Source organism: Streptomyces sp. JW3, assembly GCF_052216785.1.
In the GTDB taxonomy this organism is placed as follows: domain Bacteria; phylum Actinomycetota; class Actinomycetes; order Streptomycetales; family Streptomycetaceae; genus Streptomyces.
Genome location: NZ_JBQOUX010000011.1, coordinates 83311 through 108072, shown reverse-complemented (window position 1 = coordinate 108072; position 24762 = coordinate 83311). Strand labels below are relative to the sequence as shown.

The following is a 24762-nucleotide window of genomic DNA, read 5'->3' as shown; positions in this document are numbered from 1 at the left end:
GCCGGCGCGCGTCGGCCCCGGCGGGCGCCCCGGCCCCGCAGGCCGAGTCCGCTCAGCCCGAGGCGCCGGACGCGACGGCACGGGAGGAGACCGAGCGCCCGGCCCAGCCCGCGCCGGCCGCCGAAGCCCCGGCCGCCGAAGCCCCCGTTGCCGAGGTGCCGGTCACCGAGGCCGCTGTCAGCGAGGTGCCCGTCGCCGAGGCGCCCGTCGAGGACGCCGCGCCCAAGGGCGGCCGTACGCGGCGCAGGGCGACCCGCAAGGTGTCCGCGCCCGCCGGTTCGCCGGCCGGTGCGGAGGCCGCCGTGGTGACGGTCCCGGAGACCGCCGCACCGGTGGAGCAGCCCGAGCCGCAGGCCGCTCAGCCCGAGCAGCCCGAGCCCGAGCCCGAGCCGGCCGCCGCGGAGCCGGCGCCCCCGGCCCGGCCGCGCCGCCGTGCCGTGCGCAAGGCCACCGCGCCCACCGCCGACGCGGAGGCCGCCGTCGTGGTCGTGCCGTCCACGGAGGCCCCGGCCGCCACGGAGGCCCCGGCCGCCGAGGAGACCCCGGCCGCCGCCGAGGAGGCCGCCCCGGCCAAGAAGACCGCCCGCAAGGCGGCCAAGAAGGCCCCGGCGAAGAAGGCCGCCGCCAAGAAGACGACGGCCACCAAGACGGCCGCCACGAAGAAGACGGCGGCGAAGAAGACGACGACGGCCAAGAAGGCGGCGAAGACCACCAAGTCGACGACCAAGTCGGCCGCCAAGAAGACCACGTCGAAGAAGACCGCGGCGGCCGAGCAGCCGGCACCGTCGGTGTCGGCCACCACGGAGGACTGAGCCGGAGCGGACCGGGCCGGACGGAACGGGGCGGACGGAACGGGGCGGGGCGGCGGCGGACCTTGAGGGTCCGTGGCCGCTCCGCCCCGGCGTCGGCCGCCCGCACCCGGTTTGACCGGCGGATGCCGCCCCCGTAACCTTGGGCGTCGGCGTGTCCATAGACTCGCCACATCCCCGTAAACCTCATCCTCCCGGGCGTCCGGCGCCCAGGAGAGGCGGCCCGTCATGTCGGGCGGCTGGCCTGCGGGGGTGCCGTTCTCCGAGCGAAAGAGAGATCCGCGTGTACGCCATCGTGCGCAGCGGTGGCCGTCAGCACAAGGTTGCTGTCGGTGACATCGTTGAGGTTGACAAGATTTCCACTGCCAAGGTTGGCGACACGGTCGAGCTCTCGACCCTGCTCGTTGTCGACGGCGAGGCTGTGACCAGCGACCCGTGGGTGCTGGCCGGCATCAAGGTCCAGGCCGAGGTCGTGGACCACCACAAGGGCCAGAAGATCGACATTCTGCGCTACAAGAACAAGACCGGCTACCGCCGTCGTCAGGGCCACCGCCAGCAGTACACGGCGATCAAGGTCACTGAGATCCCCGCGGCTGCGAAGTAAGGGACTGAGGAGAGATGGCACACAAGAAGGGCGCATCGTCCACCCGGAACGGTCGCGACTCCAATGCCCAGCGGCTCGGCGTGAAGCGCTTCGGCGGTCAGGTCGTCAACGCGGGTGAGATCATCGTCCGCCAGCGCGGCACCCACTTCCACCCGGGCGCCGGTGTCGGCCGCGGTGGCGACGACACGCTGTTCGCGCTCCAGGCCGGTTCGGTGCAGTTCGGCACCGCCCGTGGCCGCAAGGTCGTGAACATCGTCCCGGTCGCCTGACCGGAGACTTTCGCGAGGCGGACCTCACTTCCCTGCGGGGAAGTGGGTCCGCCTTTCGCGTGTTGGACCAGGAAACACCCGTACGTAACTGGAGGCACATCCCATGACCACCTTCGTGGACCGCGTCGAGCTGCATGTCGCCGCGGGTAACGGAGGCCACGGCTGTGCCTCCGTGCACCGGGAGAAGTTCAAGCCGCTGGGCGGTCCGGACGGCGGCAACGGCGGCCGGGGCGGCGACGTCATCCTCACCGTCGACCAGTCCGTGACCACCCTGCTCGACTACCACCACTCCCCGCACCGCAAGGCCACCAATGGCAAGCCCGGCGAGGGCGGCAACCGGTCCGGCAAGGACGGGCAGGACCTGGTGCTGCCGGTCCCGGACGGCACGGTGGTGCTGGACAAGGCGGGCAACGTGCTGGCCGACCTGGTCGGGCACGGCACGTCGTTCGTCGCCGCCCAGGGCGGGCGCGGCGGGCTCGGCAACGCGGCGCTGGCCTCCGCGCGGCGCAAGGCGCCCGGGTTCGCGCTGCTCGGCGAGCCCGGGGACCTCCAGGACATCGTCCTGGAGCTGAAGACCGTCGCCGACGTGGCGCTCGTCGGCTACCCCAGCGCGGGCAAGTCGTCGCTGATCTCGGTGCTGAGCGCCGCCAAGCCGAAGATCGCGGACTATCCGTTCACCACCCTGGTGCCGAACCTCGGTGTCGTCACCGCCGGGTCGACGGTGTACACGATCGCGGACGTGCCGGGGCTGATCCCGGGCGCCAGCCAGGGCCGCGGGCTCGGTCTGGAGTTCCTGCGGCACGTGGAGCGGTGCAGCGTGCTGGTGCACGTGCTGGACACCGCCACGCTGGAGTCCGACCGCGACCCGCTCTCCGACCTCGACATCATCGAGGAGGAGCTGCGGCAGTACGGCGGCCTCGGCGACCGGCCGCGGGTCGTCGTCCTCAACAAGACCGACGTACCGGACGGCAAGGACCTCGCCGAGATGGTGCGGCCCGAGCTGGAGGAGCGCGGCTACCGCGTCTTCGAGGTGTCGGCGGTGGCGCACATCGGGCTGCGCGAGCTGTCGTTCGCGCTCGCCGAGCTGGTGGCCGGGGCGCGGGCCGCCCGGCCGAAGGAGGAGGCGACCCGGATCGTCATCCGGCCCAAGGCCGTCGACGACAGCGGTTTCACGGTGGTCCAGGAGGAGGACGGGCTGTTCCGGGTGCGCGGCGAGAAGCCGGAGCGCTGGGTGCGGCAGACCGACTTCAACAACGACGAGGCGGTCGGCTACCTCGCCGACCGGCTCAACCGGCTCGGCGTCGAGGAGCGGCTGATGAAGGCCGGCGCCCGCTCCGGCGACGGCGTCGCCATCGGCCCCGAGGACAACGCCGTCGTCTTCGACTGGGAGCCGTCGGTGATGGCCGGGGCGGAGATGCTCGGCCGGCGCGGTGAGGACCACCGCCTGGAGGAACCCCGTCCCGCCGCCCAGCGCCGCCGCGACCGGCAGGCCGAACGGGACGAGGCGGACCAGGCGTTCGAGGGCTTCGACCCGTTCTGACCGGTCCAGAGGTGAGCGTGGTGAACGCGACCTGAACTCGCACCACCTTCCAGGACAACCACCCCGTCGACCGGTGAGTCGTACTGGGCAGCGTGGGACGGCTCTTCGATCCGTCCCACGGCCGACTGCCGTCCGACTCACCGGAGATGACGTGCCCCAACGCCTCGACGCAGCGAAGTCCGCCCGAGCCCTGACGATCGCCCTCGCGCTCCTCGCCGCGACCACGGCCATGTCGCCGCTCGCCCAGGCCCGGCCCGCCGGGGCGGTGGAACCGGCGCAGGACTTCAACGGCGACGGCTACGAGGACCTGGCCGTCGCCGCTCCGTTCGGCACCGTGAACGGCATCACCAAGGCCGGTTATGTCGCTGTCCTGTACGGCTCGGCGTCGGGTACGTCGACCTCGGCGAAGAAGGTTTACTCGCAGGCCACCGTCGGCATACCCGGCTCCCCCGAGAAGGGCGACGCGTTCGGGTCCCACCTGGACACCGCCGACCTCGACGGCGACGGCTACACCGATCTGCTGGTGCTGACGGCGGAGGAGGAGTGGACCTCCGGCGGCGCGGAACGGCTGGCCAGCCGGACCGTGCTGTGGGGCGGCCCCGGGGGCCTCACCTCGGCGACGACCCTGCCGGCCGCCGGTGACCGCGCCTACCAGGACGGTCCGCTCGCCACCGGTGACTTCGACGGCGACGGCCAGGACGACCTGATCCGCGAGGGGATGCTGGAGGCCGGCCCCTTCGGCCGGGACGGCACCCCCGCCGCCACCCGGGGGACCGCGCTCACCGGTCCCGTCAACGAGATCGTGACCGACCTCGCCGCCGGCGACGCGGACGGCGACGGCCGCACCGATCTCGTCGCGCGCGTCACCGTGTACGAGGAGAGCGAGGAAGCGGGCAGCTACCAGGAACTGCACTACCTGCGCGGCGGTGCCGACCCGCTCGCGTCGGCCACCGTCCTCGCCAACGGAGACGGCGACCCCGCCAACGCGACCGGCTCCGCGCTCACCCTCGGCGACGTGAACGGCGACGGCCGGGCCGACCTGCTCCTGGGTTACCAGAACATCCGGATCTCCTACGGCACCGCGAACGGCCCGGACACCGCCCGCATCCAGGTCATCGACCAGGACACCCCCGGCGTGCCCGGCACCCAGGAGCCCGAGGACACCTTCGGCAGCCACCTGACCGTGGGTGACGTGAACGGCGACGGCTACGGCGACATCCTGTCGGGCAACCCCGCCGAGGGCGTCGGCACCGTCCAGCCGTCCGGTTCCGTCGCCGTGATCCCCGGCGGACCCGGCGGACCCACGGGCGTCGGCGGCAAGGTCTTCCACCAGGACACCGCGGGGGTGCCCGGCGCGGCCGAGAAGGCCGACGCGTTCGGCTCCGCCCTCGACCTGGTCGACGGCAACGGCGACGGCCGCGCGGAGCCGGTGGTGGGGGCGCCCGGGGAGAACAGCGGGGCCGGCGCGGTGTGGGTCTTCCCCGCGACCGCCGCCGGTGCCACCGCCACCGGCTCCTTCGTCTTCGGCCCCGGCACCCTCGGCATGCCGACCGACGGGGGCTGGCTCGGCGACAGCTTCCCGAACTGACCGGCCCCCGCCTCACCCCAACACCCGTCCTTGAAAGCTTCGTTGCGACCGTCTCCCGTTCACCGTGAGGTCCCCGCGTCGCAACGGGACCCCGCCTGTCCACGTACTTGTCATGCACGCGAACGACTTGGTTCAGCGACCCGACCACCCCGGAGCGTGAGCTTCCTGGGTGTCCACGCGGCTCGCGACACCAGGGAGTTCAGCCATGACCGGAGCAGCATCCACCGACCGACGCCGTTTCCTGGCCGGCGGCGCCGCCGTGCTCGGCGCCGCGGCCACCGCCCAGCTGTGGCTGCCCGGCACCGCGCAGGCGGCCGAGATCCCGCTGTCCGAGGACGTGTTCAGCCTCGGCGTCGCCTCCGGCGACCCGCTCCCGGACGGCGTCGTGCTGTGGACCCGTCTCGCCCCGGACCCGCTGAACGGCGGCGGCATGCCCGACCGCAACGTGTCCGTGCAGTGGCAGGTCGCCTCCGACGCGCGCTTCCGCGACATCGTGCGGGCCGGCTTCACGGTGGCCCGGCCCGCCCTCGGGTACAGCGTCCACGTGGACGTACGCGGGCTGCGCCCGGGACGTACGTACTGGTTCCGGTTCCGGGCCGGCGGGCAGCTCTCGCCCACCGGCCGCACCCGCACCGCGCCCGCCGCGACCGCCACCGGCGCCCTGCGGGTCGCGCTGGCCTCCTGCCAGAACTGGCAGCACGGCTACTTCACCCCGTACGCCGACATGCTCGAACAGGACCCGGACGTCGTGCTGTTCGTCGGGGACTACATCTACGAGTCCACCCCGTCGGCCACCGCCGTACGCGAGCACGAGGGCAGCGGTGAGCCCTACACCCTCACCCAGTACCGCAACCGCTACGCCCAGTACCGCAGCGACCCCGACCTCGCCGCGATGCACGCAGGCGCGCCGTTCGTCGTCACCTTCGACGACCACGAGGTCGACAACGACTACGCCGGCCAGGTCCCGCAGGACCCCGACAAGCAGACCCACGACGCCTTCGTGGACCGCGTCACCGCCGCCTACCAGGCGTACTACGAGCACATGCCGGTCCGTGCCACCGCGGTCCCCAGCGGCCCGCACATCCAGATGTACCGCCGCCTGGAGTTCGGCCGCCTGGCCCGGCTGAACGTGCTGGACACCCGGCAGTTCCGCAGCGACCAGGCCACCACCCAGGCCGGCGCCCAGGACCCGTCGATGACCATGCTGGGGGCCGAGCAGAAGCGGTGGCTGCTGAAGGGGCTGCGCGGCTCGCCCGCCCGCTGGAACCTGATCGCCTCCCAGATCATGATGGCCGAGACCGACCTCAAGGTCGGCGAGGGCAAGCTCTGGTACTACGACGCCTGGGACGGCTACCAGGTCGAGCGCAACGCCCTGCTGAAGGAGTTCCAGCAGGTCCGCAACCCGGTGGTGCTCACCGGCGACCGCCACCTCACCATGGTCAGCGACCTGCGCACCGACTACGCCGACCCCCACTCCCCGGTCGTCGGCGCCGAGTTCGTCGGCACCTCCGTCTCCAGCAACGGCGACCAGGACCAGGCCGCCTTCCGCGCCCAGTTCGACCCGCTGAAGAACGACAACCCGCACTGGAAGCTGGTCGACGCACACCGCGGCTACCACCTCTTCGACATCCGCAAGGACGGCATCGACGCCCGGGTGCGGACGGTGGACACGGTGCTCAAGCCCACCGCGACGGCTACCACCCTGGCCCGGCTGCGGGTGACGGCGGGCCACCCCGGCGTCTCCCTGGCGTGATCCGTGCCACAGCGTGACGCAGCTCTTAGCCAACGCTCAGAAAGACCTCTTACCGTCTCCTAACCATGGAGACGGACTGTACGAGAGATGACGTCCCGGCCAACAGCGGGGTGTCCCCGTTCCCCGCCGGGACCCGACTGCTGCACATAGGCCCGCACAAGACCGGGACCACCTCGATCCAGGGCGCGCTGTTCGCCGCCAAGGACGCCATGAAGGCGCACGGCGTGGAGTTCCCGGCGGACAGCCGGCACCCGATGTCGGCGGCCCTGGCGGTCTGCGAGCGCCCCGGCATGCTGGGCAACAGCAAGCCCAAGGAGCGGCACTGGGAGACGTTGGTCTCCCAGGTCGCCGCCACCGGCCGGCGCACCTCCGTGGTGAGCAGCGAGTTCTTCGCCGACGCCCCCGACGACGAGACCGTCGAGCGGATCGTGCGGGAACTGGGCGGCGACCGGACGCACGTCATGGTCACGCTGCGCCCGCTGGCCAGGATCATGCCCTCGCAGTGGCAGCAGTACGTGCAGAACGGCCTGCGGATGGGCTACGAGAGCTGGCTGGAGCACATGCTCAGGAAGCCGCCGTACGAGAAGCCCAACCCCAGCTTCTGGCGGCGGCACCGGCACGACCGGCTGGTCGAGCGGTGGGTCCGGGTGGTCGGTCCCGAGCGGCTCACCGTCGTCGTGGTCGACGACCGCGACCGCGGCGGACTGATGCGCACCTTCGAGACGCTGCTCGGCCTGCCCGACGGGCTGCTCCAGCCGGTGCCGGACACGGCGAACCGGTCGCTCACCCTCGCCGAGACCGAAATGCTGCGGAAACTCAATGTGGAATTCCGCGGCAATGAACTTCCCGAGGAGCTGTATTCCTCGCTGGTCCGCTACGGCGCCGTCATGCATATGAAGAACGCGTGCGCCCCGGGCCCGGACGACGTGAAGATCCACACCCCGCGCTGGGCCGCCGAGGCCGCCGCGGAGATCGGCGCGGAGATGGCGGACCGGATCGCCGCCATGGGCGTACGGGTGCTGGGCGACCCGGCGTTGCTGTCCGCCGTGCCCAAGCCCCCGCAGGCGGCCGGCAGCAAGCCGCGGATCGACCCCGAGGTGGCCGCCCAGGCCCTCTACGGGGCGCTCGCAGCGGCCGCCGCGGCACCCGTGCGCAACACCGCGCCGGTCAAGTCGCGTACGGTGCACCAGACGTCCTCCAGGGACCTGGTGCGGGTGCTCGGACACCGGGCGCTGAAGAAACTGCGCCGGCACTGAGGCGTTCCTCACAGCACGCACACGGACCCAGCGGTGCAAGGTGAATGACAGGTTGCGCGCACATATGCGTCAGAGGTCGCTCACCTTGCACTGCGGTAACCACAAGTGGGACCATTTCGAAGTTCCCTGTCGCCCCAAGGTAGGTCACCTGTGTCCCAGCACATAGCCAAGCCCCGTACCACCGCAGTGATCCTGGCCGGTGGCACCGGTCAGCGGGTGGGTCTGTCGATCCCCAAGCAGCTGCTGAAGATCGCCGGCAAGGCAGTCATCGAGCACACCCTGACCACCTTCGAGAACGCCGACTCCATCGACGACATCATCGTCCTGATGGCGCCCGGGTACGTGCCCGACATCGAGAAGATCGTCGCCAAGGCCGGCTTCACCAAGGTCAAGAAGATCATCGAGGGCGGCTCGACCCGGAACGAGACCACCGAGCGCGCCATCGCCGCGCTCGGCGAGGGGCTGGGCGACGGCGAGGACCGCAACGTCCTCTTCCACGACGCGGTGCGCCCCCTGCTGTCGCAGCGGGTCATCGACGACTGCGTGAGCGCCCTGGAGCGCTACCAGGCCGTCGACGTGGCCATCCCGTCCGCCGACACCATCATCGTGACCCGCACCCACGGCTCGGACGGCGAGTTCATCACCGACGTCCCGGACCGCTCCCGGCTGCGCCGCGGCCAGACGCCCCAGGCGTTCAAGCTGTCCACCATCCGCCGGGCCTACGAGGTCGCGGCCGGCGACCCGAACTTCCAGGCCACCGACGACTGCTCGGTCGTGCTCAAGTACCTGCCGGACGTGCCGATCCACGTCGTGGCGGGTGACGAGTACAACATGAAGGTCACCCAGCCGGTCGACGTCTTCATCGCCGACAAGCTCTTCCAGCTGGCCTCCGGCGCCGCCCCCGAGCAGGTCGGCGAGGACGCCTACCGCGAGCTGCTCACCGGGAAGACCATGGTCGTCTTCGGCGGCTCCTACGGCATCGGCAAGGACATCGCCGAACTGGCCGAGTCCTACGGCGCGAAGGTCTACGCGCTCGGCCGCTCCACCACCGGCACCCACGTGGAGAACCCGGAGGAGGTCGACGACGCGCTGTCCAAGGCGTACGCCGAGACCGGGCGGATCGACTACGTCGTCAACACCGCCGGCGTGCTGCGCATCGGCAAGCTCGCCGAGACCGACAACGCCACCATCGAGGAGGCGCTGAAGGTCAACTACCTGGCCCCGGTGCAGATCGCCCGGTCCTCGTACAAGTACCTGGCCGAGACCCGCGGCCAGCTGCTGCTGTACACCTCCAGCAGCTACACCCGCGGCCGCGCCGAGTACAGCCTGTACTCCTCCACCAAGGCCGCGATGGTCAACCTCACCCAGGCGCTGTCCGACGAGTGGGCCGGCGACGGCATCCGCGTGAACTGCGTCAACCCCGAGCGGACCGCGACGCCGATGCGCACCAAGGCGTTCGGCCAGGAGCCCGCGGGCAGCCTGCTCTCCTCCGACGCGGTGGCCCGCGCCTCCCTCGACGTCCTGCTGTCCGAGCTGACCGGTCACGTCATCGACGTACGCCAGCAGGACCCGACGGCCGGCGCGGCCAAGGCGTCCGGCTTCGAGCAGGCGCTGGCCGCCGTGCTGGACCGTCAGGACGGCGTGTAATAATCGACGGCAAATAGATTTCTGTAATTCAGGCCTCTGTGGTCGCTCGTTAATGTGGTACATGCCGTTAACGCAGCGAAGGCAGGGGCCTGAATCAGTACCTTCACGACCTCCACGAAGCGTCCAGACCCTTCACCAAGCAGGTTCTCCGTGATATCCACCGCTATTCGCGTGGCCCGGGTGGGCAGCGCGGCCGAGCTGGCCGCGGCGGTCCTCATGATTCTGGGCTTCCCCGGTCTCATGGTGGCCGCGCTCGTCCCGAGCGTTCCCGCCTTCGCGGCCGCGGCCGCCGTGACGTACCTGGCGGACCACTTCCTGCACCGCAGGAACAGTTACCTGATCAACCGGCTCAGCAAGGTCCGGGCCGGTCTGTCGATCCGGTTCCTGATCCGGCAGCTGCTGCTGGTCCTCCTGCTGGCCCGGCTGTCCCTCGCGGACAATCTGATCTATTACGGGGCCATCGCCTGCTTCATCGCCTTCTTCGGTCTCCAGGCCCCGCACGGCGCCCTGGTCACCCTGATCCGCAACCGCCGCCGGTTGCCGGTCGCCACCCGCAACGTCGACCTGGTCTCGCGGATCCGCATCCCCGACGCCCCGCCGCGCGGGCTGCTGCACCGCTCCGCCGAGAAGATCCTGCACCTCGACCTGTTCGCCGTCGTCGGCATACTGGTCGCCGCCGAGCTGGACAGCTCCGCGGCCGGCTACACCGGCATCGCGGTCACCCTGGTGCTGGGCGCGCTGTACGTGCTGGCCCTGCTGCCCTACGTACGCGGCCGCAAGGTCCCGCCGAACGCCGAGAAGGTGCTGGCCGCCGTCGACGACTGGCTCGGCGAGTACCGGCCCGAGACGGTGCTGTACTTCTCCGGCTCCAAGGACTCCGCGTACCAGGTCAACATGTGGCTGGAGACCATGGAGCAGCTGGCGACCCGGCCGCTGGTCGTCCTGCGCGAGCGGGTCATCCTGCAGAACCTGGCGCCCACCACGGTCCCGGTGATCTGTGTGCCCGGCGGGGTGCACCTGATGAACATGGACCTGTCCACGGTGCGCGTCGCGCTGTACGCCGCCAACGTCGGCAAGAACATCCACCTGCTGCGCGTCCCCACCATGAAGCACGTCTTCATCGGCCACGGCGACAGCGACAAGCTGGCCAGCGTCAACCCGTTCAGCAAGGTCTACGACGAGGTGTGGACCGCCGGGCGCGCGGGCCGCGACCGGTACGCCATCGCCGACGTCGGGGTCCGCGACGACGACATCGTCGAGGTCGGCCGCCCGCAGCTGGCCCCCATCCAGGGCTGGCACGGGGTCCCCGAGGGACGGATGCCGACCGTGCTGTACGCGCCGACCTGGGAGGGCTGGGACGGCGCCCCCGGCAACACCTCCCTCGTGCTGGCCGGCGAGAACATCGTGCGCCGTCTGGTGACCGCCGACCCGCCGGTCCGGGTGCTGTACAAGCCGCACCCGTTCACCGGCACGGTCAGCAAGGAGGCCGGCGCCGCCCACCGGCGGATCACCGCGCTGGTCGAGCAGGCCGCCGCCGAGCGCGCCGCCGACGCCCGCTTCACCGTGGACGCCGCCGTCCAGGCGAAGGCCAAGGCGGAACTGGCCCGTATCGAGGCCCGGCTCGCCGAGCTGGCCGGCGGCTCCGACAAGGGCGACGAGGCCGAGGCCAGCCGGGACGGCGTGGTCGACGCCCGCAAGCACGCGGAGGTCGCCCGGCTGCGCGCCGAGTGGAACGACGCCTACTGGGCGGCGATCCCCAACTGGGAGCACCGGGTCATCACCGGCGCCGAGCCGCGCCTGTACGACTGCTTCAACGTCTCCGACGCGATGGTCTCCGACATCTCCAGCGTGGTCTCCGACTTCATCGCCAGCGGCAAGCCGTACGCGGTCACCGACTCGGCGGAGCTGGGCGCGGAGGAGTTCAAGCGGCAGAACACCGCGGTGCGCGCCGCGGTGATCCTCGACAACACCGCCGCCGGGCTCGGCGCGCTGCTGGCCGCGGTCGCCGACCCGGCCGGGGACCCGCTGGCCGCGGACCGCGGGGAGCTCAAGCGCTACCTGCTCGGTCCGGACGAGCCGACCTCCATCGAGCAGTTCAACGACGCGGTCGCCGACCTCGCGGTGAAGGCGGAGACGCGCAACGCCGGCCAGGAGTCCCGGATCGTGGCCGGCGGCCCCGACGTGGAACTGGCGGACGCGCTGCCCACCGCGCGGGCCAACACCGCGGGCGAGGCGGACGGCATCAACGCCGGCTGACCCCTGGCACCCCGCACCGGACGGCCCGGCCCCTCGTGGGCCGGGCCGTCCGCGTTGCCGAAACCATGACGTCCATCACAAGGACTCATGGGTGACGCAACCACTTCCCCCGGTCACCCGTCTAACCGGTGACCAAAGAGGTAACGCAGCATCAACGCGGGGAAAAATCCCATGACCAGGGGGAACAAGTGACCGTGCCGCAGCCTGATGTCACTGTGATCATCGGCGCGTACGAAGCGATGCCGTATCTGGTCGAGTGCCTGGCGTCCGTCGAGGCACAGACCATCGACCCGACGCGCGTCGAGGTCATCACGGTGGACGACGGCTCCACCGACGGCACCGGGGACTACCTGGAGCAGTTCGCCGCCCGCGCCCCCATGCCGGTCACGGTGATCCGGCAGGAGAACTCCGGCGGCCCCAGCGGCCCGCGCAACGTGGGCCTGGCCAGGGCCACCGGACGCTACGTGTTCTTCCTCGACGCCGACGACCGGCTCGGCCCCGAGGCGCTGGACCGGATGGTCGCGCTGGCCGACCGGGCCGGCACGGACGTGGTCGTCGGCCGCATCGAGGGGATCAACCGCAAGGCCCCCAAGTCGGTGTGGCGCACGTCGCTGGAGCGCACGGACGTCTTCTCCTCCAACATCAAGTTCACGCTCACCGCCCAGAAGCTGTTCCGCCGCGCGCTGCTGGAACGGCACGGCATGCGCTTCGACGAGTCCCTGTTCAGCGGCGAGGACGCGCTGTTCACGATGGAGGCGTACCTGCGGGCCGACGGTGTCTCCGTGCTCGCCGACTACACCTGCTATTACCTGGTGGGCCGCGACGACGGCAAGCACGTGACGAAGACCTCCACCTACCCCGGGCGGTTCGGCCACGCGCGCGCCCTGATGGATCTGATCGCCGAGCTGGTGCCCGCCGGCGCCCGGCGCGACCAGCTCATGGTCCGCCCCTTCGGCGTCACGCTGCTGGCCCAGTTCGGCCCGCGCTGGCTGAAGGACACCGAAAAGGTCCGGCAGCACAAGCTCGACCTGGCGAAGCCCCTGCTGGACGCCTACTGGACCCCGGGCATCGCCGACCGGCTGAAGGTCAACGAGCGGCTGCGCATGCACCTGGTGGCCACCCGGCAGACCGAACTCCTGGACGACATCGTGGAGTTCATCCGGGCCAAGAAGCAGGCGGCCGCCCTCCTTGAGAAGGGCGGGCGGCACCTCTACTTGGTCTACCCGCACTTCCGGGACCGGAAGGCGGGCATCCCCGACGAGCTGTACCGGGCCCGCGGCCGCGAGGCCCGCCCCTTCCTCGGCTACGTGGAACAGCCGGCCGGCTCCCTGCTCCGCCGCGCCCTGCACCGCGCCCGCCGGACCCTCCCGCCCTCCCGCGACCCCAAGAGCGGCGACCGGCCGGCGGCGGCGTGACGGGCGCGGGAGCCTGTCGCGGCTGACCCGGTGATTCCGCGGTCGGGGCCCGGAGTTCCCGGGGCGACTCGCCCCGGGCGGGGCGGCTGCTGCCGGCCGCCTCGCCCGACGTCGTCGGCGGGGGCCGGCTCTTGGCGGTGTGACGAGGTGGATACATACCGGAGCCCGCTGCCACGGACCGGGCGGGCGGGCCTCCCCGGCCGCCCGCGGCGTCAGCGGTGCCGGCCGGCCCTCGGCGGGGTGCCGGGGGCGGCGGCCCCGGGTGTCGGCGGCTGCTTCTCCTGCCGCTGACCGGGCAGGTCCGCCGTCAGCCGGCCGGCCGTGCGGGTGCGGTGGTCGCGGGCCGACTCCGCCAGGGCCCGTACGGCCGCGCCGAAGCGCTGCTGGGCGGGCGGCTCCGCCGGGCCCAGCAGCCGCAGCGCCAGCGCCGCGCGGGCCGCGGCGAAGGTGTCCCGCTCCGGCTGCCGCACCGCCGCGAGCAGCGCCGGGACCCCGGCCGCGTCCGGCGTCAGCACGGTCGCCGCCGCCACCGTCGGGAACGCCACCCGGAACGCCTCCTGGGACAGCCCGCTGGTGTTGGCCACCGCGTACGGCTTCCCGCTCGCCAGGAAGTCGCTGATCACGCTCGACACATCGCTGATCAGCAGATCGGCCTGGTCGAAGCAGGAGTACAGCGCGGGCCGCGCCTCGGTGACGATCCGGTGCTCGCCCTCCGGCAGCGCCGCCCAGTACGCCGCGTTCCAGCCGGCCGCCGCCTCGGCCACCGCCGCGGCCCGCCCCGGCTCCGGCGCCGCCTGCGCGAGCATCCGCTCCACCTGGTCCGCCCCGGCCCGCGGCACCGACCTGGTCAGCCGCTCCAACCGGGCCGCGTGCTCGGCCAGTTCCGCCGAGTGGGCCGGCCGTGCCGCCGACCGCCCCCGGTCCGCCGCCCGGATCAGCTCCCGGATGCGCAGATCGGCGGCCCCGGCCCGCGGGTCCACCGTCCCGGTCAGCGGATGCGGCTTGTACACCAGCCGGACGCCCGGATCGGCGAGCAGCGCCCGGACCAGGTTCTCCCCGGCCGCGATCACCGAGGTGTTGCCGGGGTTGCCGTCCCAGCCCTCCCAGGTCGGCGCGTACAGCACGGTCGTGTACCGGCCGGCCGGCGGCCCCGCGTACGGGCGTACCGCGTCCAGCTGCGGGCGGCCGATCTCCACGACGTCCTTGTCCTCGACGCCGACCTCGGCCAGCGCGTACCGCTCGCGCGCCGCCGGGCCGGCCACCCACACCTCGTCGTACGCCTTGGCGTAGGGGTTGCAGGAGGACAGCTTGTCGCTCTCGCCGTGGTTGACGAAGGCGTGCTTGATGGTCGGGATGCGCAGCACCTGCGAGGTCTTGCCGGAGTTCGAGGGGTGGATGAGGACCTGGAGCGTGGAGTGCTCAAGGCGCATCAGCGTGGACACCTTCGGCAGGCACACCACCGGTACGTCGGTGGCCGCGATCTTCTGCACCATGAACCGCTCCCGCAGCACCACCACCGGCCGGCCACCGAGCCGGGCCAGCGGCTCCAGCCACATGTTCGCCTGGTACGCGGAGTCCTTGGAACCGGAGAAGTACAGCCCGACCGTCGGTTCGTACTCCGCCAGCCACGCGTCGAACCAGTCGAGCACCTCCTGCTCACCGGCGGGCCGGCGGCCCGGCAGCAGCCGCAGCAGCAGGGCACCGAGCCCGGCCACCGAGCACAGCAGCGACACGGCCAGGCCCGCCGCCCCGCACAGCGGCGCGTCGGTCGCCACGGTGGCCAGCAGCCCGCCGGTGGCCGGCAGCCCGAAGACCAGCAGCCGGTGCCCGGGGCGGCGCAGCAGGACCGGCGGCGCCGGGGACAGCCGCAGCGCCGAGGCGTCGATGTTGCGGGTCACCACCGGCAGCGCCCGGCTGCGCCGGACCAGTACGGAGACCGCCTGGATCGCGCAGTGCAGCACGTAACAGGCCAGCAGACCGGCCACCAGCGGGGCGTACACCGTCTCGCGGGGCTGCTCGCCGAGCCGCAGCAGGCCCACCACGAGCAGCAGGTCGCGCAGCACGTGCCGGACCGTGACGTCCGCGTGCGACTTGGTCAGCAGCGACAGCATGCCGCGCTGCCAGCGGTACACCGCGCCCTCGGCGGCCAGCGAGGCGGCGGTGGCGAGGAGCAGCAGCGGCACGTTCGGCAGCAGCGCGCCGAGCGCCTGTGCGGTGAAGGCCGCCGCCAGAGCGGCCAGAACGAGCAGTTTGGCGGTGAACGGGCGGCGGCGGGGCCGCGCCACGAGCCACCGGCGGGACGAGGGTTCGGGCACTGCGGTCACTCCAGGGTCGTCGCGAAGCGGGCTCCCCGGTTAACGCGCGCCCACCTTCCGACGACACGCGCGTGTCGTCGGAACCCTGGAGTGAGGGCCGTGCTATGCACCCCGCCGACGGTCCGGCGGGGTGCGTCCAACAGGCCCTAACGGCCCGACTGGAAGGCGCGGCCCACCACGCGGCGGGCCCGGCGGATCACCGAACTGTCGGTCGGTGCGGGCTTCCGCGTCGCGGCAGCCGTCGCGGCCTTCGCCTGCGCCTTGGCCTTGCTCTTCGCCTGGCTCAGCTCCCGCTTCAGCTTGTTGTTCTCGGAGGTGAGCGCGGCGACCCGGCCGTACAGGAAGCCCACCCGCTCGGTGACGGAGGCGGGCTCGCCGAGCCACGGCCGGACGCCGGGCGGGAAGGACAGCGAGCGCAGCTTCTTCTCGAAGGCCACGCCGCCGTCGCCGTGCGTGAAGGTGTTCTCCAGGCCGTTCTTGTCGAGGAACCCGGTGAACCGGTCGAAGCGCTCGGCGTGGTTGCCGACCAGGCCGCTGAAGTCGGCCTCCTCGTACAGCCGGGCGGGGTCGAGGTCGGCGGGGAGCTTGTCTATGCGCTGGTGCGGTATCTCGAAGTACCGGCACAGCTCCAGCGTCCGCGAGTCGGCGGTCAGCACGGTCGCGGGCGTTCCGGCGAGCAGGGCGGCGATGTTGCCGTGGATGCGGGAGCCGAAGGAGAAGTCGTAGCCGCGCAGGTCGTCGATCCAGGTGACCGGGTCGATGTAGACCCGGACCTTGTCCTCGGCGTACATCGGGTGGTCCGGGTGCGACGGCATCCCGGTGACCTTGGCGTTCGAGTCGGACATGTCCCGCCAGTGCAACTGCCGCGCGTCGCTGAGGTTCTGGCAGATGAAGGTCAGGTTCGGGTAGCGCTCGTGGGTGCGCCGGATGATCTGGTCCAGGCCCTGGCCCTTGACGGCGGAGTGCGAGCCGTTGATGGCGATGCGGGAGGCGGTGGTCACCTCGGACACCCGCTTCTCCACGCGCAGTTCCCGGCCGTGCATGAACAGCGAGGGGCAGCCGATCACCTCGACGTCCCGGAAGCCCATGTTCCGCAGGTACTGCTCGGTGAACTCGCCGCGCACGCCGATCGACGCACTCCGGTCGAGCACCGCCGAGACGAACGAGCGGACGCTCGCCTCCAAGGGCTTCAGCCGGGCCGGATCCTGGTCGAGGCCGGCCTGGGCGCCGACGCCCAGCACCACCACGGGGATCCGCAGCTTGCGGATGAACTGGGTCATCCGCTGGAGCACGGGCTCGAACGACGGGCGGAAGGCGTTGGCGAGGGGCACCACGAAGGCGTCGTACTCCTCGTTGATCCGGGCCGCCGCGGTCACGTCGATCTTGTTCTTGTTGGAGAACACCTCGACGTTGGGCGTCTGGAGGATCTTGTGCGAGGCGTCGCTGAAGATCAGGTTGCCTGCGTTGGTGAGGATGACGTCCCGGTGGAGGGCCTGCTCGACGGGGACGACATCGAAGGGGCTCTTGCCGGAACGAAGCAGGATGCGTTTCGTGCGGGGCGCCGCGGAGTCTGATGGTGACACGGTGTTCACAGTATGTTTGTCAGCCTTTTGATTTCTACTGGCATTCGGCACAACTTTCTGGCCAAGTGCGTTGCGTGAGCGAACGGTCACGGGATGTCTGTCCGCAGCGTGGACCGCCGCACGGCGCCGGACCGGGTTCGCGTAGATTGCTGGAAAGGTCGGACGCGAGGGGAAAGAGTACAGGTGGCTGGGGCAAGGCAGGCCGTGGGTGCGGCCCGCAGGATCGTGGTCAAGGTCGGCTCCTCGTCGCTGACCACGGCGGCCGGCGGCCTGGACGCCGACCGGGTCGACGCGCTGGTCGACGTACTCGCCAAGGTGCGCGGCACGGCGGGGGAGCGGGAGATCGTGCTCGTCTCCTCCGGCGCCATCGCCGCCGGCCTCGCGCCGCTCGGTCTGACCCGGCGCCCCAAGGACCTGGCCCGCCAGCAGGCCGCCGCCAGCGTCGGCCAGGGCCTGCTGGTCGCCCGCTACACCGCCTCCTTCGCCCGCTACGGCGTCCGGGTCGGCCAAGTCCTGCTCACCTCCTACGACATGAGCCGCCGCTCGCAGCACCGCAACGCCGCCCGCACCCTGGACAAGCTGCTCGCGATGGGCGCGTTCCCGGTCGTCAACGAGAACGACACCGTCGCCACCGACGAGATCCGCTTCGGCGACAACGACCGGCTCGCCGCCCTCGTCGCCCACCTGGTCCGCGCCGACCTGCTGGTGCTGCTCTCCGACATCGACGGCGTCTACGACGGCGACCCGAGCCGCCCCGGCACCGCCCGCATCGCCGAGGTCGCCGGACCCGCCGACCTGGCCGGCATCGAGATCGGCAGCGCGGGCAAGGCCGGGGTCGGCACCGGCGGCATGGTCACCAAGGTCGAGGCGGCCCGGATCGCCGCCGCGGCCGGCATCCCGGTGGTGCTCACCAGTACCGTGCGCGCCGCCGACGCGCTCACCGGCCAGGACACCGGCACCTACTTCCCCCCCACCGGCAAGCGCTCCACCCACCGCCTGCTGTGGCTCCAGCACGCCTCCGCGCCGCAGGGCGCGCTCACCCTGGACGACGGGGCGGTGCGCGCGGTGGTCGAGGGCCGCAAGTCGCTGCTGCCCGCCGGGATCGCCGCCGTCGAGGGCGAGTTCGGCGCGGGCGACCCGGTCGAACTGCGGGACGGCACGGGGCGCGCGGTCGCCCGCGGCCTGGTCTCCTTCGACGCCAAGGAGATCCCCCGGCTGATCGGCCGCTCCACCCGGGAGCTGGCCCGCGACCTCGGACCCGCGTACGAACGTGAGGTCGTACACAGGGACGATCTGGTGATCCTGCACCCGTAATGGGTCGAAACGTCCCCGCACCGGTGGTGGACGTTCCGCAAAATCGCCCCGCGATGCCGTGCGGCCTGCTCAACTTTGTCCAAGGGGCTCGCCGCAGGGACAAAAGCGGCGACAAACAGCCGCAAGCGGTGACATACAGGCGACATGCAGGCGACAAGCAGCGACAAGAGTCCGGGCCGACCGCGCCGGGGCGACGCGCGAGCGAGAAGGAGGCCGTCGTGAGACGAGTGCGCCCGGGGGCGGCGGCGTCCCGCGGCGGTGCCGGTTCCCGCGCGGCCGGCGAGGAACGCGCCCTGACCAGCGTCGCGGCCGGCGACCGCTTCCCCGACCAGGGGTCCGAGGAGGTGCCGCGCCTGTGGCACGTCACCCTCAGCGTCTCCGGCGCCCGCACCCCGCTGCCCGAGGTGCGCCGCGCCCTGGAACAGCTCGCCCACGACCACCCCTTCCTGCTGACCAGCCGCTACGCCGACGACCACGCCGAGATCCGGTACTGGGAGGAGGCCCGCGACCTGCACGACGCCGCGGCCGTCGCGCTGCGGCTGTGGGGCGAGCACCGGCAGACCGCGGGCCTGCCGCCCTGGGAGATCGTCGGCCTGGAGGTCATCGACCGCGTCACCTACCACCAGCGCATCGCGGCGGGCTACGGACCGGCCCCGGCCACACCGGTCGGAGTGCATCCCTTCTGACCGCGGAGTGCATCCCGGCCCCGCCGTACCACCCCCCGAACCCCCCGTCTCGGGGTGTGGGACACGCCCTGAACGGGCCCGCCCCGCGCACTACCCTTCCCCCATGACCACGCTCTCGCCGTACGACTCGATGACCCCGGTCACCCAGGCCGCCTACCGGGCCAAGGCCGCCGCCGCCGACCTCGCGCCGCTGCCGCGGGCCGTCAAGGACGACGCGCTGCTCGCCGTCGCCGACGCCCTGGAGGTCCGGACCAGCGAGATCGTCGAGGCCAACGCGCAGGACGTGGCCAAGGCCCGCGAGGCCGGCACCCCCGAGGCCATCATCGACCGGCTGACCCTCACCCCGGAGCGGGTGCGGGCCATCGCCTCCGACGTACGGGACGTCGTCGCGCTGCCCGACCCGGTCGGCGAGGTGGTCCGCGGCAACACCCTGCCCAACGGCATCGACCTGCGCCAGGTCCGGGTCCCGCTCGGCGTGGTCGGCATCATCTACGAGGGCCGGCCCAACGTCACCGTCGACGCCGCCGCCCTCTGCCTGAAGTCCGGCAACGCGGTCCTGCTGCGCGGCTCGTCCTCCGCCTACCGGTCGAACACCGCCCTGGTCCGGGTGATCCGCGACGCGGTCGGCGGCGCCGGCCTGCCCGCCGACGCCGTCCAGCTGGTCCCCGGCGAGAACCGGGACAGCGTGCGCGAGCTGATGCGGGCCCGCGGCCTGGTCGACGTACTGATCCCGCGCGGCGGCGCCTCGCTGATCAACACCGTCGTCCAGGAGTCCACCGTCCCCGTCATCGAGACCGGCACCGGCAACTGCCACGTCTACGTCGACGCCGCCGCCGACCTCGACATGGCCGTCGACATCCTGGTCAACTCCAAGGCCCAGCGGGTCGGCGTCTGCAACGCCGCCGAGACCCTGCTGGTCCACCAGGACATCGCCGCCGACTTCCTGCCCCGCGCCCTGGACGCCCTCGCCGACGCCGGCGTCACCGTGCACGCCGACGAACGGGTGCTGGCGTACGCCAAGGACTCCCGGGCGACGATCGTCGAGGCCACGCCGGAGGACTGGGAGACCGAGTACCTCTCCTACGACATCGCCGCCGCCGTCGTCGACTCCCTCGACCGGGCCGTCGAACACATCCGGCTGTGGACCTCCGGCCACACCGAGGCGATCGTCACCACCTCGCAGCAGGCCGCCCGCCGCTTCACCCAGCTGGTCGACTCCACCACCGTCGCCGTGAACGCCTCCACCCGCTTCACCGACGGCGGCCAGTTCGGCTTCGGCGCCGAGATCGGCATCTCCACCCAGAAGCTGCACGCCCGCGGCCCGATGGGCCTGCCGGAACTGACCAGCACCAAGTACATCGTCACCGGCGACGGACACGTACGGCGCTGAACCGTCGTCTCGCCGGCGGATGAGACCGGATGAATTTCCACACCGTCTGCCCAAAATGACCCCCCAGGTCTACTCTGGAACGGTGCCGGAGGACGTGGGGGGCACGCCGTTCCCTGACGGCTGGGAGCCCGACGACGACCACGACCGCGGGGTGTCGGACGAAGAGTTCGCCTCCGTGGTCTTCGACGAGGACTTCGTCCGGGCGGCCCGGGTCCACGAGCCGACCGCGGTCGAACGGCTGCTGGCCGCGGCCCAGGCCAGAGCGGAGGCCTCCGAGGCGGAGGCCGCCCGCCGCGCCCGCACCAGGGGCGAGCGCTACGACGACGGCTACGGCGAGCCCGGCCACGACCCGGCCGACCCCGACTACGACGACCCCGACGAGGACGTCGACCCCCTCGACCGCCCCTACGGCGCCCCCGCGAGCTACGGCAAGCAGGTCCGCTGGCACCGCCCGGTCGCCTGGATGCTCGCTCTCGTGATGGGCATCGGCATGGTCGCGCTGGCCTTCTCCGCCGTCTACCGGGGCGCCGCCGCGGACCGCGACCGGGACCAGGGACCGCCGCCCGCCTCCACCGGCCCCGAGCAGAGCGGCGCCGCCACCCCCTCGGCCTCCGCCGACTACTCCCAGCCGGCCGTCCCGGTCATCCCGCGCACGCCCTGAGCGGCGCTCGGGCAAGTTGTCCTGTACCACGGCGTTTACCCGGGGGTCCGGAGACCTACCCTGAAGATATGGGAGGGCCCTCAGACCCGCCCGAGGGGACACCCGAGGGCGCCCCCGGAGGCGGCGACGACGAATACCGGTCCGTCGTCTTCGACGAATCGTTCGTCCGCGCTGCCCACCTCCAGGAGTTCTCCGCCCAGGAACGCATCGCCGACCACGCGCCCGCCGTGCGCCGCCGCCCGCCGCTGCGCCGCGGCGGACTGTCCCGGCAGGCCCTGATCCTGGTCGTGCTGATCGCCGTCGCCTTCGGTACCGCCGTCTACATGGGCGTCCGCCACCCCTACCAGAGCCCGGCCGCGCGGCAGCCCGCCGAGCAGGTGCGGATGACCGTCGTCCCGCTCGCCCCGCGCGGCAAGGTGCCCGGCGGCGCCGACGCCGGGCAGCTGTTCGCGCACAGCCCCGCCGCGCAGTTCCGGGCCGGCGCCGCGGGCGTCACCCTGCCGCCCTACCGCAGCACCGCCCACTTCGCCGACGAGCAGGTCAGGAACGCCCTGCTCACCGCCAAGGAGTACGTCGTACGCTCGGCGCTCGATCCCGCGGTGCTGGTCGGCGGCGAGACCCGCGCGGTGCGGATACTGCTCGACCCCGACCAGACCGGCCAGTTCGACGAGAGCATCGCCGAGCCCGCCGCCGACGGCCGGCACGCGGCCACCGGATGGCTGATCCGCTTCGACCCGGCCCGGGTGGAGCTGGCCGGCACCGAGATCCGGGTCCGGGGCTCGCTGCGGGCCCAGGAGAGCGACTCGGCCACCCTGGAGGTGGTCGCCACCCACACCGTCGTCTACCCGCTGCGGCCCACCGGCGACAGCCGCGCCGAGGTGTCGCTGTTCACCGTCCGGCGCGAGCTGCGCTTCCGCTTCGACCGGGACGACCTGCGGCTGCACCAGGCCCGGCTCACCCTCACCTCGGTCCAGGCCGGCCCGCTGTCCTGCGCCGAGGACTCGGCCGGGTACCTGCGCCCGCTGCTCGCCGGACAGACCGCCAAGGAGGGCGGCCCGGCCGGCACCGACCCGTACGCCACGGGCGACGCCACCGCCCTGTGCGGCACCCTGGCCGAGAGCGCACAGCCGAAGGCGTGACCGGCCTGACCGGCCTGACCGGTCGCGGGTCCCCGGGGTCAGTCGCGCGGTTCGCGCGGGCCGTCCGGTGATCCGCCCGAGGAGTCCTCCGGGCCCGCCGAGCCCCCAGACCCCTCGGAGCCCCCGGAACCCTCAGCCCCCTTGGCCGGCCCCGGCTGCCCGGCGCCGAATCCGCCGAAGCCCCGCCGCACCCGGCCGCCGAGGTCCCCGGCGCCGCCCGCGATGTCGTTGACCAGCTTCATCAGCGGGTCCTTGGAGGTGCGCACATGCGTGGCGTAGCTGGACGCCGACTCCCGCCAGGAGTCCCGTACCGAGGTGTCCTTGTCCTCGTCGCGCCGCGGGTAGTGGCCGTCCATGATCCGCTGGTAGTCCCGGGACGCCGCCCACTTCTTCAGCTCGGCGGCGCGCACGGTGGTGAAGGGGTGGGAGCGCGGCAGCACGTTCATGATCTTCAGGACCGAGTCGCGCAGGTCGCCGCCGGCCTCGTACTCCTCGGCCTGCTCCAGGAACGCGTCCACGTTCATCTCGTGCAGGTGGTTGCCGCCCGCGATCTTCATCAGGCCGCGCATCGACGCCGTGAGGTCCTGCCCCACCAGCAGCCCCGCGCGGTCGGCGGACAGCTCCGACTTGCGGAACCACTCGCGCAGCGCGGTCACGATCGCCATGATCGCCAGGTTGCCCAGCGGGATCCAGGCGACCCGGACCGCCAGCGAGGTCAGGAACAGCAGGATGGTCCGGTAGACCGAGTGCCCGGACAGCGCGTGCCCGACCTCGTGCCCGACGACCGCCCGCATCTCCTCCTCGTCGAGCAGCTCGACCAGCCCCGTGGTGATCACGATGATCGGCTCGTCCAGGCCGATGCACATCGCGTTCGGTGTCGGGTCCTGGTTGACGTACATCGGGGGGACCTTCTCCAGGTCCAGGATGTAGCAGGCGTCCCGCAGCATGTCGTTCAGATGGGCGAACTGCCGGTCCGAGACGCGCACCGAGTCGGACAGGAACAGCAGCCGCAGACTGCGCTCCGGCAGCAGCCCGCTGAGCGCCTTGAACACCGTGTCGAACCCGCTCAGCTTGCGCAGCGCCACCAGGGCGCTGCGGTCGGCCGGATGCTCGTACGCGCGCGAGGAGATCCCCGGGAAGCGCCTGCGTGACCTGCCGGGCACCTGCTCGTGCCCGTTGCTCTGGTGGCCGTCGGCCATGTCTTCCCCCAGGTACGTCCTAGTGACCTTTGCGAACCCTTGTGCGGTCCTTTGTGCCCCCGAAGCAGAGCCCAGCCTAGGCGGAGATACCGTGGACGGGCAGTACACCGAAGGAGTCCGTGTCATGGAGCATGTCCCCCACCCCGCCTGGCTCGCCGGGGCCGCCGCCGAGCAGCCCGGGTCGAGTCACCTGCTCCAGATCGTGCTGATCGTGATGGTGCTGGGCTGTGTGCTCACCGCGTGGTTCCTGCTGCGCGGCTACAAATCGAAGGACGACTGAGGCGGCCGGAAGGTTCCCCGGGCGGCCCGGACCCTCTCCAACGGCGGAGTCGGCGTGATCGCGCGCGGGGTGCCCGCATACGATGAGTCCACGTCTTTATCCCGCCCACACGCGATAGGTCCTGCCGAAGATGAGCTTCCACAGCACCGCTGCCCAGTTGGTCACCCTTGCCGCCGAGGGCGAGGAGCACGGCGGCAACCACGAGAGCCTCAGCCCCTACCTCACCGGCGGCGGCGCCTTCGTCATCCTGCTGCTGCTGCTGTGGATCACCACGCGCTTCAACCGGGACCGCTGAGCGGCGTCTCGGGGGAACTGGCGGCCGAGACGTATCGCCGGGGCCGGTAGGGTCTGCACGCATGGGAGAGCAGGACATGCCTACCGGTCCGGTGAACGGCCCGGAGAGCGGCACGCCAAGCGGCACACCGCACCGCCCGGGGCCCGGCAACGGCCCGTCGACACCGGGCAGACGGCGGCTCGGCGTCATGGGCGGCACCTTCGACCCGATCCACCACGGGCACCTCGTCGCGGCCAGTGAGGTCGCCACGCAGTTCCACCTCGACGAGGTGGTGTTCGTGCCCACCGGGCAGCCCTGGCAAAAGAGCCACCGCGCGGTCTCCGCCGCCGAGGACCGGTACCTGATGACGGTCATCGCCACCGTCGAGAACCCGCAGTTCTCGGTGAGCCGCATCGACATCGACCGGGGCGGTCCCACGTACACCGTGGACACCCTGCGCGACCTGCGCTCGCTCAACCCGGACACGGACCTGTTCTTCATCACCGGCGCCGACGCCCTCGCCCAGATCCTCACCTGGCGCGACAGCGAGGAACTCTTCTCTCTGGCCCACTTCATCGGCGTCACCCGTCCCGGCCACACCCTGACGGACGCGGGCCTGCCCAAGGGCGGCGTCTCCCTGATCGAGGTCCCCGCCCTCGCCATCTCGTCCACGGACTGCCGGGCGCGGGTCGCCAAGGGCGATCCGGTCTGGTACCTGGTGCCCGACGGAGTCGTGCGCTACATCGACAAGCGTCAGCTGTACCGCGGCGAGTGAGCCGAGAGG

At 72.0% G+C, this 24762-nt stretch carries 20 protein-coding genes and 1 pseudogene; 18 read left to right on the top strand and 3 right to left on the bottom strand.

Features of this window, described 5'->3' with window-relative positions; translation table 11 throughout:
• The 10 genes and pseudogenes from ACTT8P_RS07545 to ACTT8P_RS07500 form a co-directional block, all read left to right on the top strand.
• A pseudogene (locus ACTT8P_RS07545) lies at window positions 1-812 on the top strand (Rne/Rng family ribonuclease); the annotation flags it as partial.
• Between the two features lie 280 nt (window positions 813-1092).
• Window positions 1093-1413 (top strand): 50S ribosomal protein L21, encoded by a 321-nt coding sequence (gene rplU, locus ACTT8P_RS07540; protein ID WP_030217740.1) that lies wholly within the window; start codon window positions 1093-1095, stop codon window positions 1411-1413.
• 14 nt (window positions 1414-1427) lie between these two features.
• Window positions 1428-1682 (top strand): 50S ribosomal protein L27, encoded by a 255-nt coding sequence (gene rpmA, locus ACTT8P_RS07535; protein WP_215169040.1) that lies wholly within the window; start codon window positions 1428-1430, stop codon window positions 1680-1682.
• Window positions 1683-1785: 103 nt separating this feature from the next.
• On the top strand, window positions 1786-3222 hold the full coding sequence (gene obgE / locus ACTT8P_RS07530) for a GTPase ObgE (protein ID WP_442830749.1): 1437 nt from the start codon (window positions 1786-1788) through the stop codon (window positions 3220-3222).
• Between the two features lie 151 nt (window positions 3223-3373).
• Window positions 3374-4810 (top strand): FG-GAP and VCBS repeat-containing protein, encoded by a 1437-nt coding sequence (locus tag ACTT8P_RS07525; protein WP_442830748.1) that lies wholly within the window; start codon window positions 3374-3376, stop codon window positions 4808-4810.
• Window positions 4811-5015: 205 nt separating this feature from the next.
• Window positions 5016-6563: an alkaline phosphatase D family protein gene (locus ACTT8P_RS07520; RefSeq protein WP_442830747.1), complete on the top strand. Its 1548-nt coding sequence runs from the start codon at window positions 5016-5018 to the stop codon at window positions 6561-6563.
• A 65-nt stretch (window positions 6564-6628) separates the two neighbouring features.
• Window positions 6629-7819: a hypothetical protein gene (locus ACTT8P_RS07515; RefSeq protein WP_442830746.1), complete on the top strand. Its 1191-nt coding sequence runs from the start codon at window positions 6629-6631 to the stop codon at window positions 7817-7819.
• A 150-nt stretch (window positions 7820-7969) separates the two neighbouring features.
• Entirely contained in the window at window positions 7970-9466 is a 1497-nt protein-coding gene (locus ACTT8P_RS07510) for a D-ribitol-5-phosphate cytidylyltransferase (protein WP_442830745.1), read from the top strand.
• 180 nt (window positions 9467-9646) lie between these two features.
• Complete coding sequence (locus tag ACTT8P_RS07505) at window positions 9647-11722, top strand: hypothetical protein (protein WP_442830753.1); 2076 nt, start codon at window positions 9647-9649, stop codon at window positions 11720-11722.
• A 188-nt stretch (window positions 11723-11910) separates the two neighbouring features.
• Entirely contained in the window at window positions 11911-13137 is a 1227-nt protein-coding gene (locus tag ACTT8P_RS07500) for a glycosyltransferase family 2 protein (protein WP_442830744.1), read from the top strand.
• Window positions 13138-13349: 212 nt separating this feature from the next.
• Here the strand turns inward: ACTT8P_RS07500 and ACTT8P_RS07495 are convergent, their stop codons facing one another.
• Window positions 13350-15452, bottom strand: coding sequence for a hypothetical protein (locus tag ACTT8P_RS07495; protein ID WP_442830743.1), 2103 nt, complete (start codon window positions 15450-15452; stop codon window positions 13350-13352).
• 146 nt (window positions 15453-15598) lie between these two features.
• Window positions 15599-17035: a polysaccharide pyruvyl transferase family protein gene (locus ACTT8P_RS07490; RefSeq protein ID WP_442830742.1), complete on the bottom strand. Its 1437-nt coding sequence runs from the start codon at window positions 17033-17035 to the stop codon at window positions 15599-15601.
• 183 nt (window positions 17036-17218) lie between these two features.
• Between ACTT8P_RS07490 and proB the strand changes: the two genes are divergently transcribed.
• The 5 genes from proB (at window position 17219) to ACTT8P_RS07465 (ending at window position 22225) form a co-directional block, all read left to right on the top strand.
• The gene (gene proB / locus ACTT8P_RS07485; RefSeq protein WP_442830741.1) at window positions 17219-18349 is read left to right on the top strand and encodes a glutamate 5-kinase; all 1131 of its coding nucleotides are present in this window, start codon (window positions 17219-17221) and stop codon (window positions 18347-18349) included.
• A 218-nt stretch (window positions 18350-18567) separates the two neighbouring features.
• Complete coding sequence (locus ACTT8P_RS07480) at window positions 18568-19035, top strand: hypothetical protein (RefSeq protein WP_442830740.1); 468 nt, start codon at window positions 18568-18570, stop codon at window positions 19033-19035.
• A gap of 103 nt (window positions 19036-19138) precedes the next feature.
• On the top strand, window positions 19139-20425 hold the full coding sequence (locus ACTT8P_RS07475) for a glutamate-5-semialdehyde dehydrogenase (RefSeq protein WP_442830739.1): 1287 nt from the start codon (window positions 19139-19141) through the stop codon (window positions 20423-20425).
• An 82-nt stretch (window positions 20426-20507) separates the two neighbouring features.
• On the top strand, window positions 20508-21086 hold the full coding sequence (locus ACTT8P_RS07470) for an SCO2584 family spore wall biosynthesis protein (RefSeq protein WP_442830738.1): 579 nt from the start codon (window positions 20508-20510) through the stop codon (window positions 21084-21086).
• A gap of 68 nt (window positions 21087-21154) precedes the next feature.
• The gene (locus ACTT8P_RS07465) at window positions 21155-22225 is read left to right on the top strand and encodes an SCO2583 family membrane protein (RefSeq protein ID WP_442830737.1); all 1071 of its coding nucleotides are present in this window, start codon (window positions 21155-21157) and stop codon (window positions 22223-22225) included.
• A gap of 38 nt (window positions 22226-22263) precedes the next feature.
• Here ACTT8P_RS07465 and ACTT8P_RS07460 read toward each other — a convergent pair whose 3' ends face one another.
• The gene (locus tag ACTT8P_RS07460) at window positions 22264-23424 is read right to left on the bottom strand and encodes a M48 family metallopeptidase (RefSeq protein ID WP_442830736.1); all 1161 of its coding nucleotides are present in this window, start codon (window positions 23422-23424) and stop codon (window positions 22264-22266) included.
• A 124-nt stretch (window positions 23425-23548) separates the two neighbouring features.
• On the opposite strand from ACTT8P_RS07460, the gene ACTT8P_RS07455 reads away from it, so the two are divergent.
• The 3 genes from ACTT8P_RS07455 (at window position 23549) to nadD (ending at window position 24753) form a co-directional block, all read left to right on the top strand.
• Window positions 23549-23704: a hypothetical protein gene (locus ACTT8P_RS07455; protein ID WP_442830735.1), complete on the top strand. Its 156-nt coding sequence runs from the start codon at window positions 23549-23551 to the stop codon at window positions 23702-23704.
• A gap of 130 nt (window positions 23705-23834) precedes the next feature.
• Window positions 23835-23999 (top strand): hypothetical protein, encoded by a 165-nt coding sequence (locus ACTT8P_RS07450; protein ID WP_169808000.1) that lies wholly within the window; start codon window positions 23835-23837, stop codon window positions 23997-23999.
• A 61-nt stretch (window positions 24000-24060) separates the two neighbouring features.
• Window positions 24061-24753, top strand: coding sequence for a nicotinate-nucleotide adenylyltransferase (nadD, locus tag ACTT8P_RS07445; RefSeq protein ID WP_442830734.1), 693 nt, complete (start codon window positions 24061-24063; stop codon window positions 24751-24753).
• The last annotated feature ends 9 nt before the right edge of the window (window positions 24754-24762 follow it).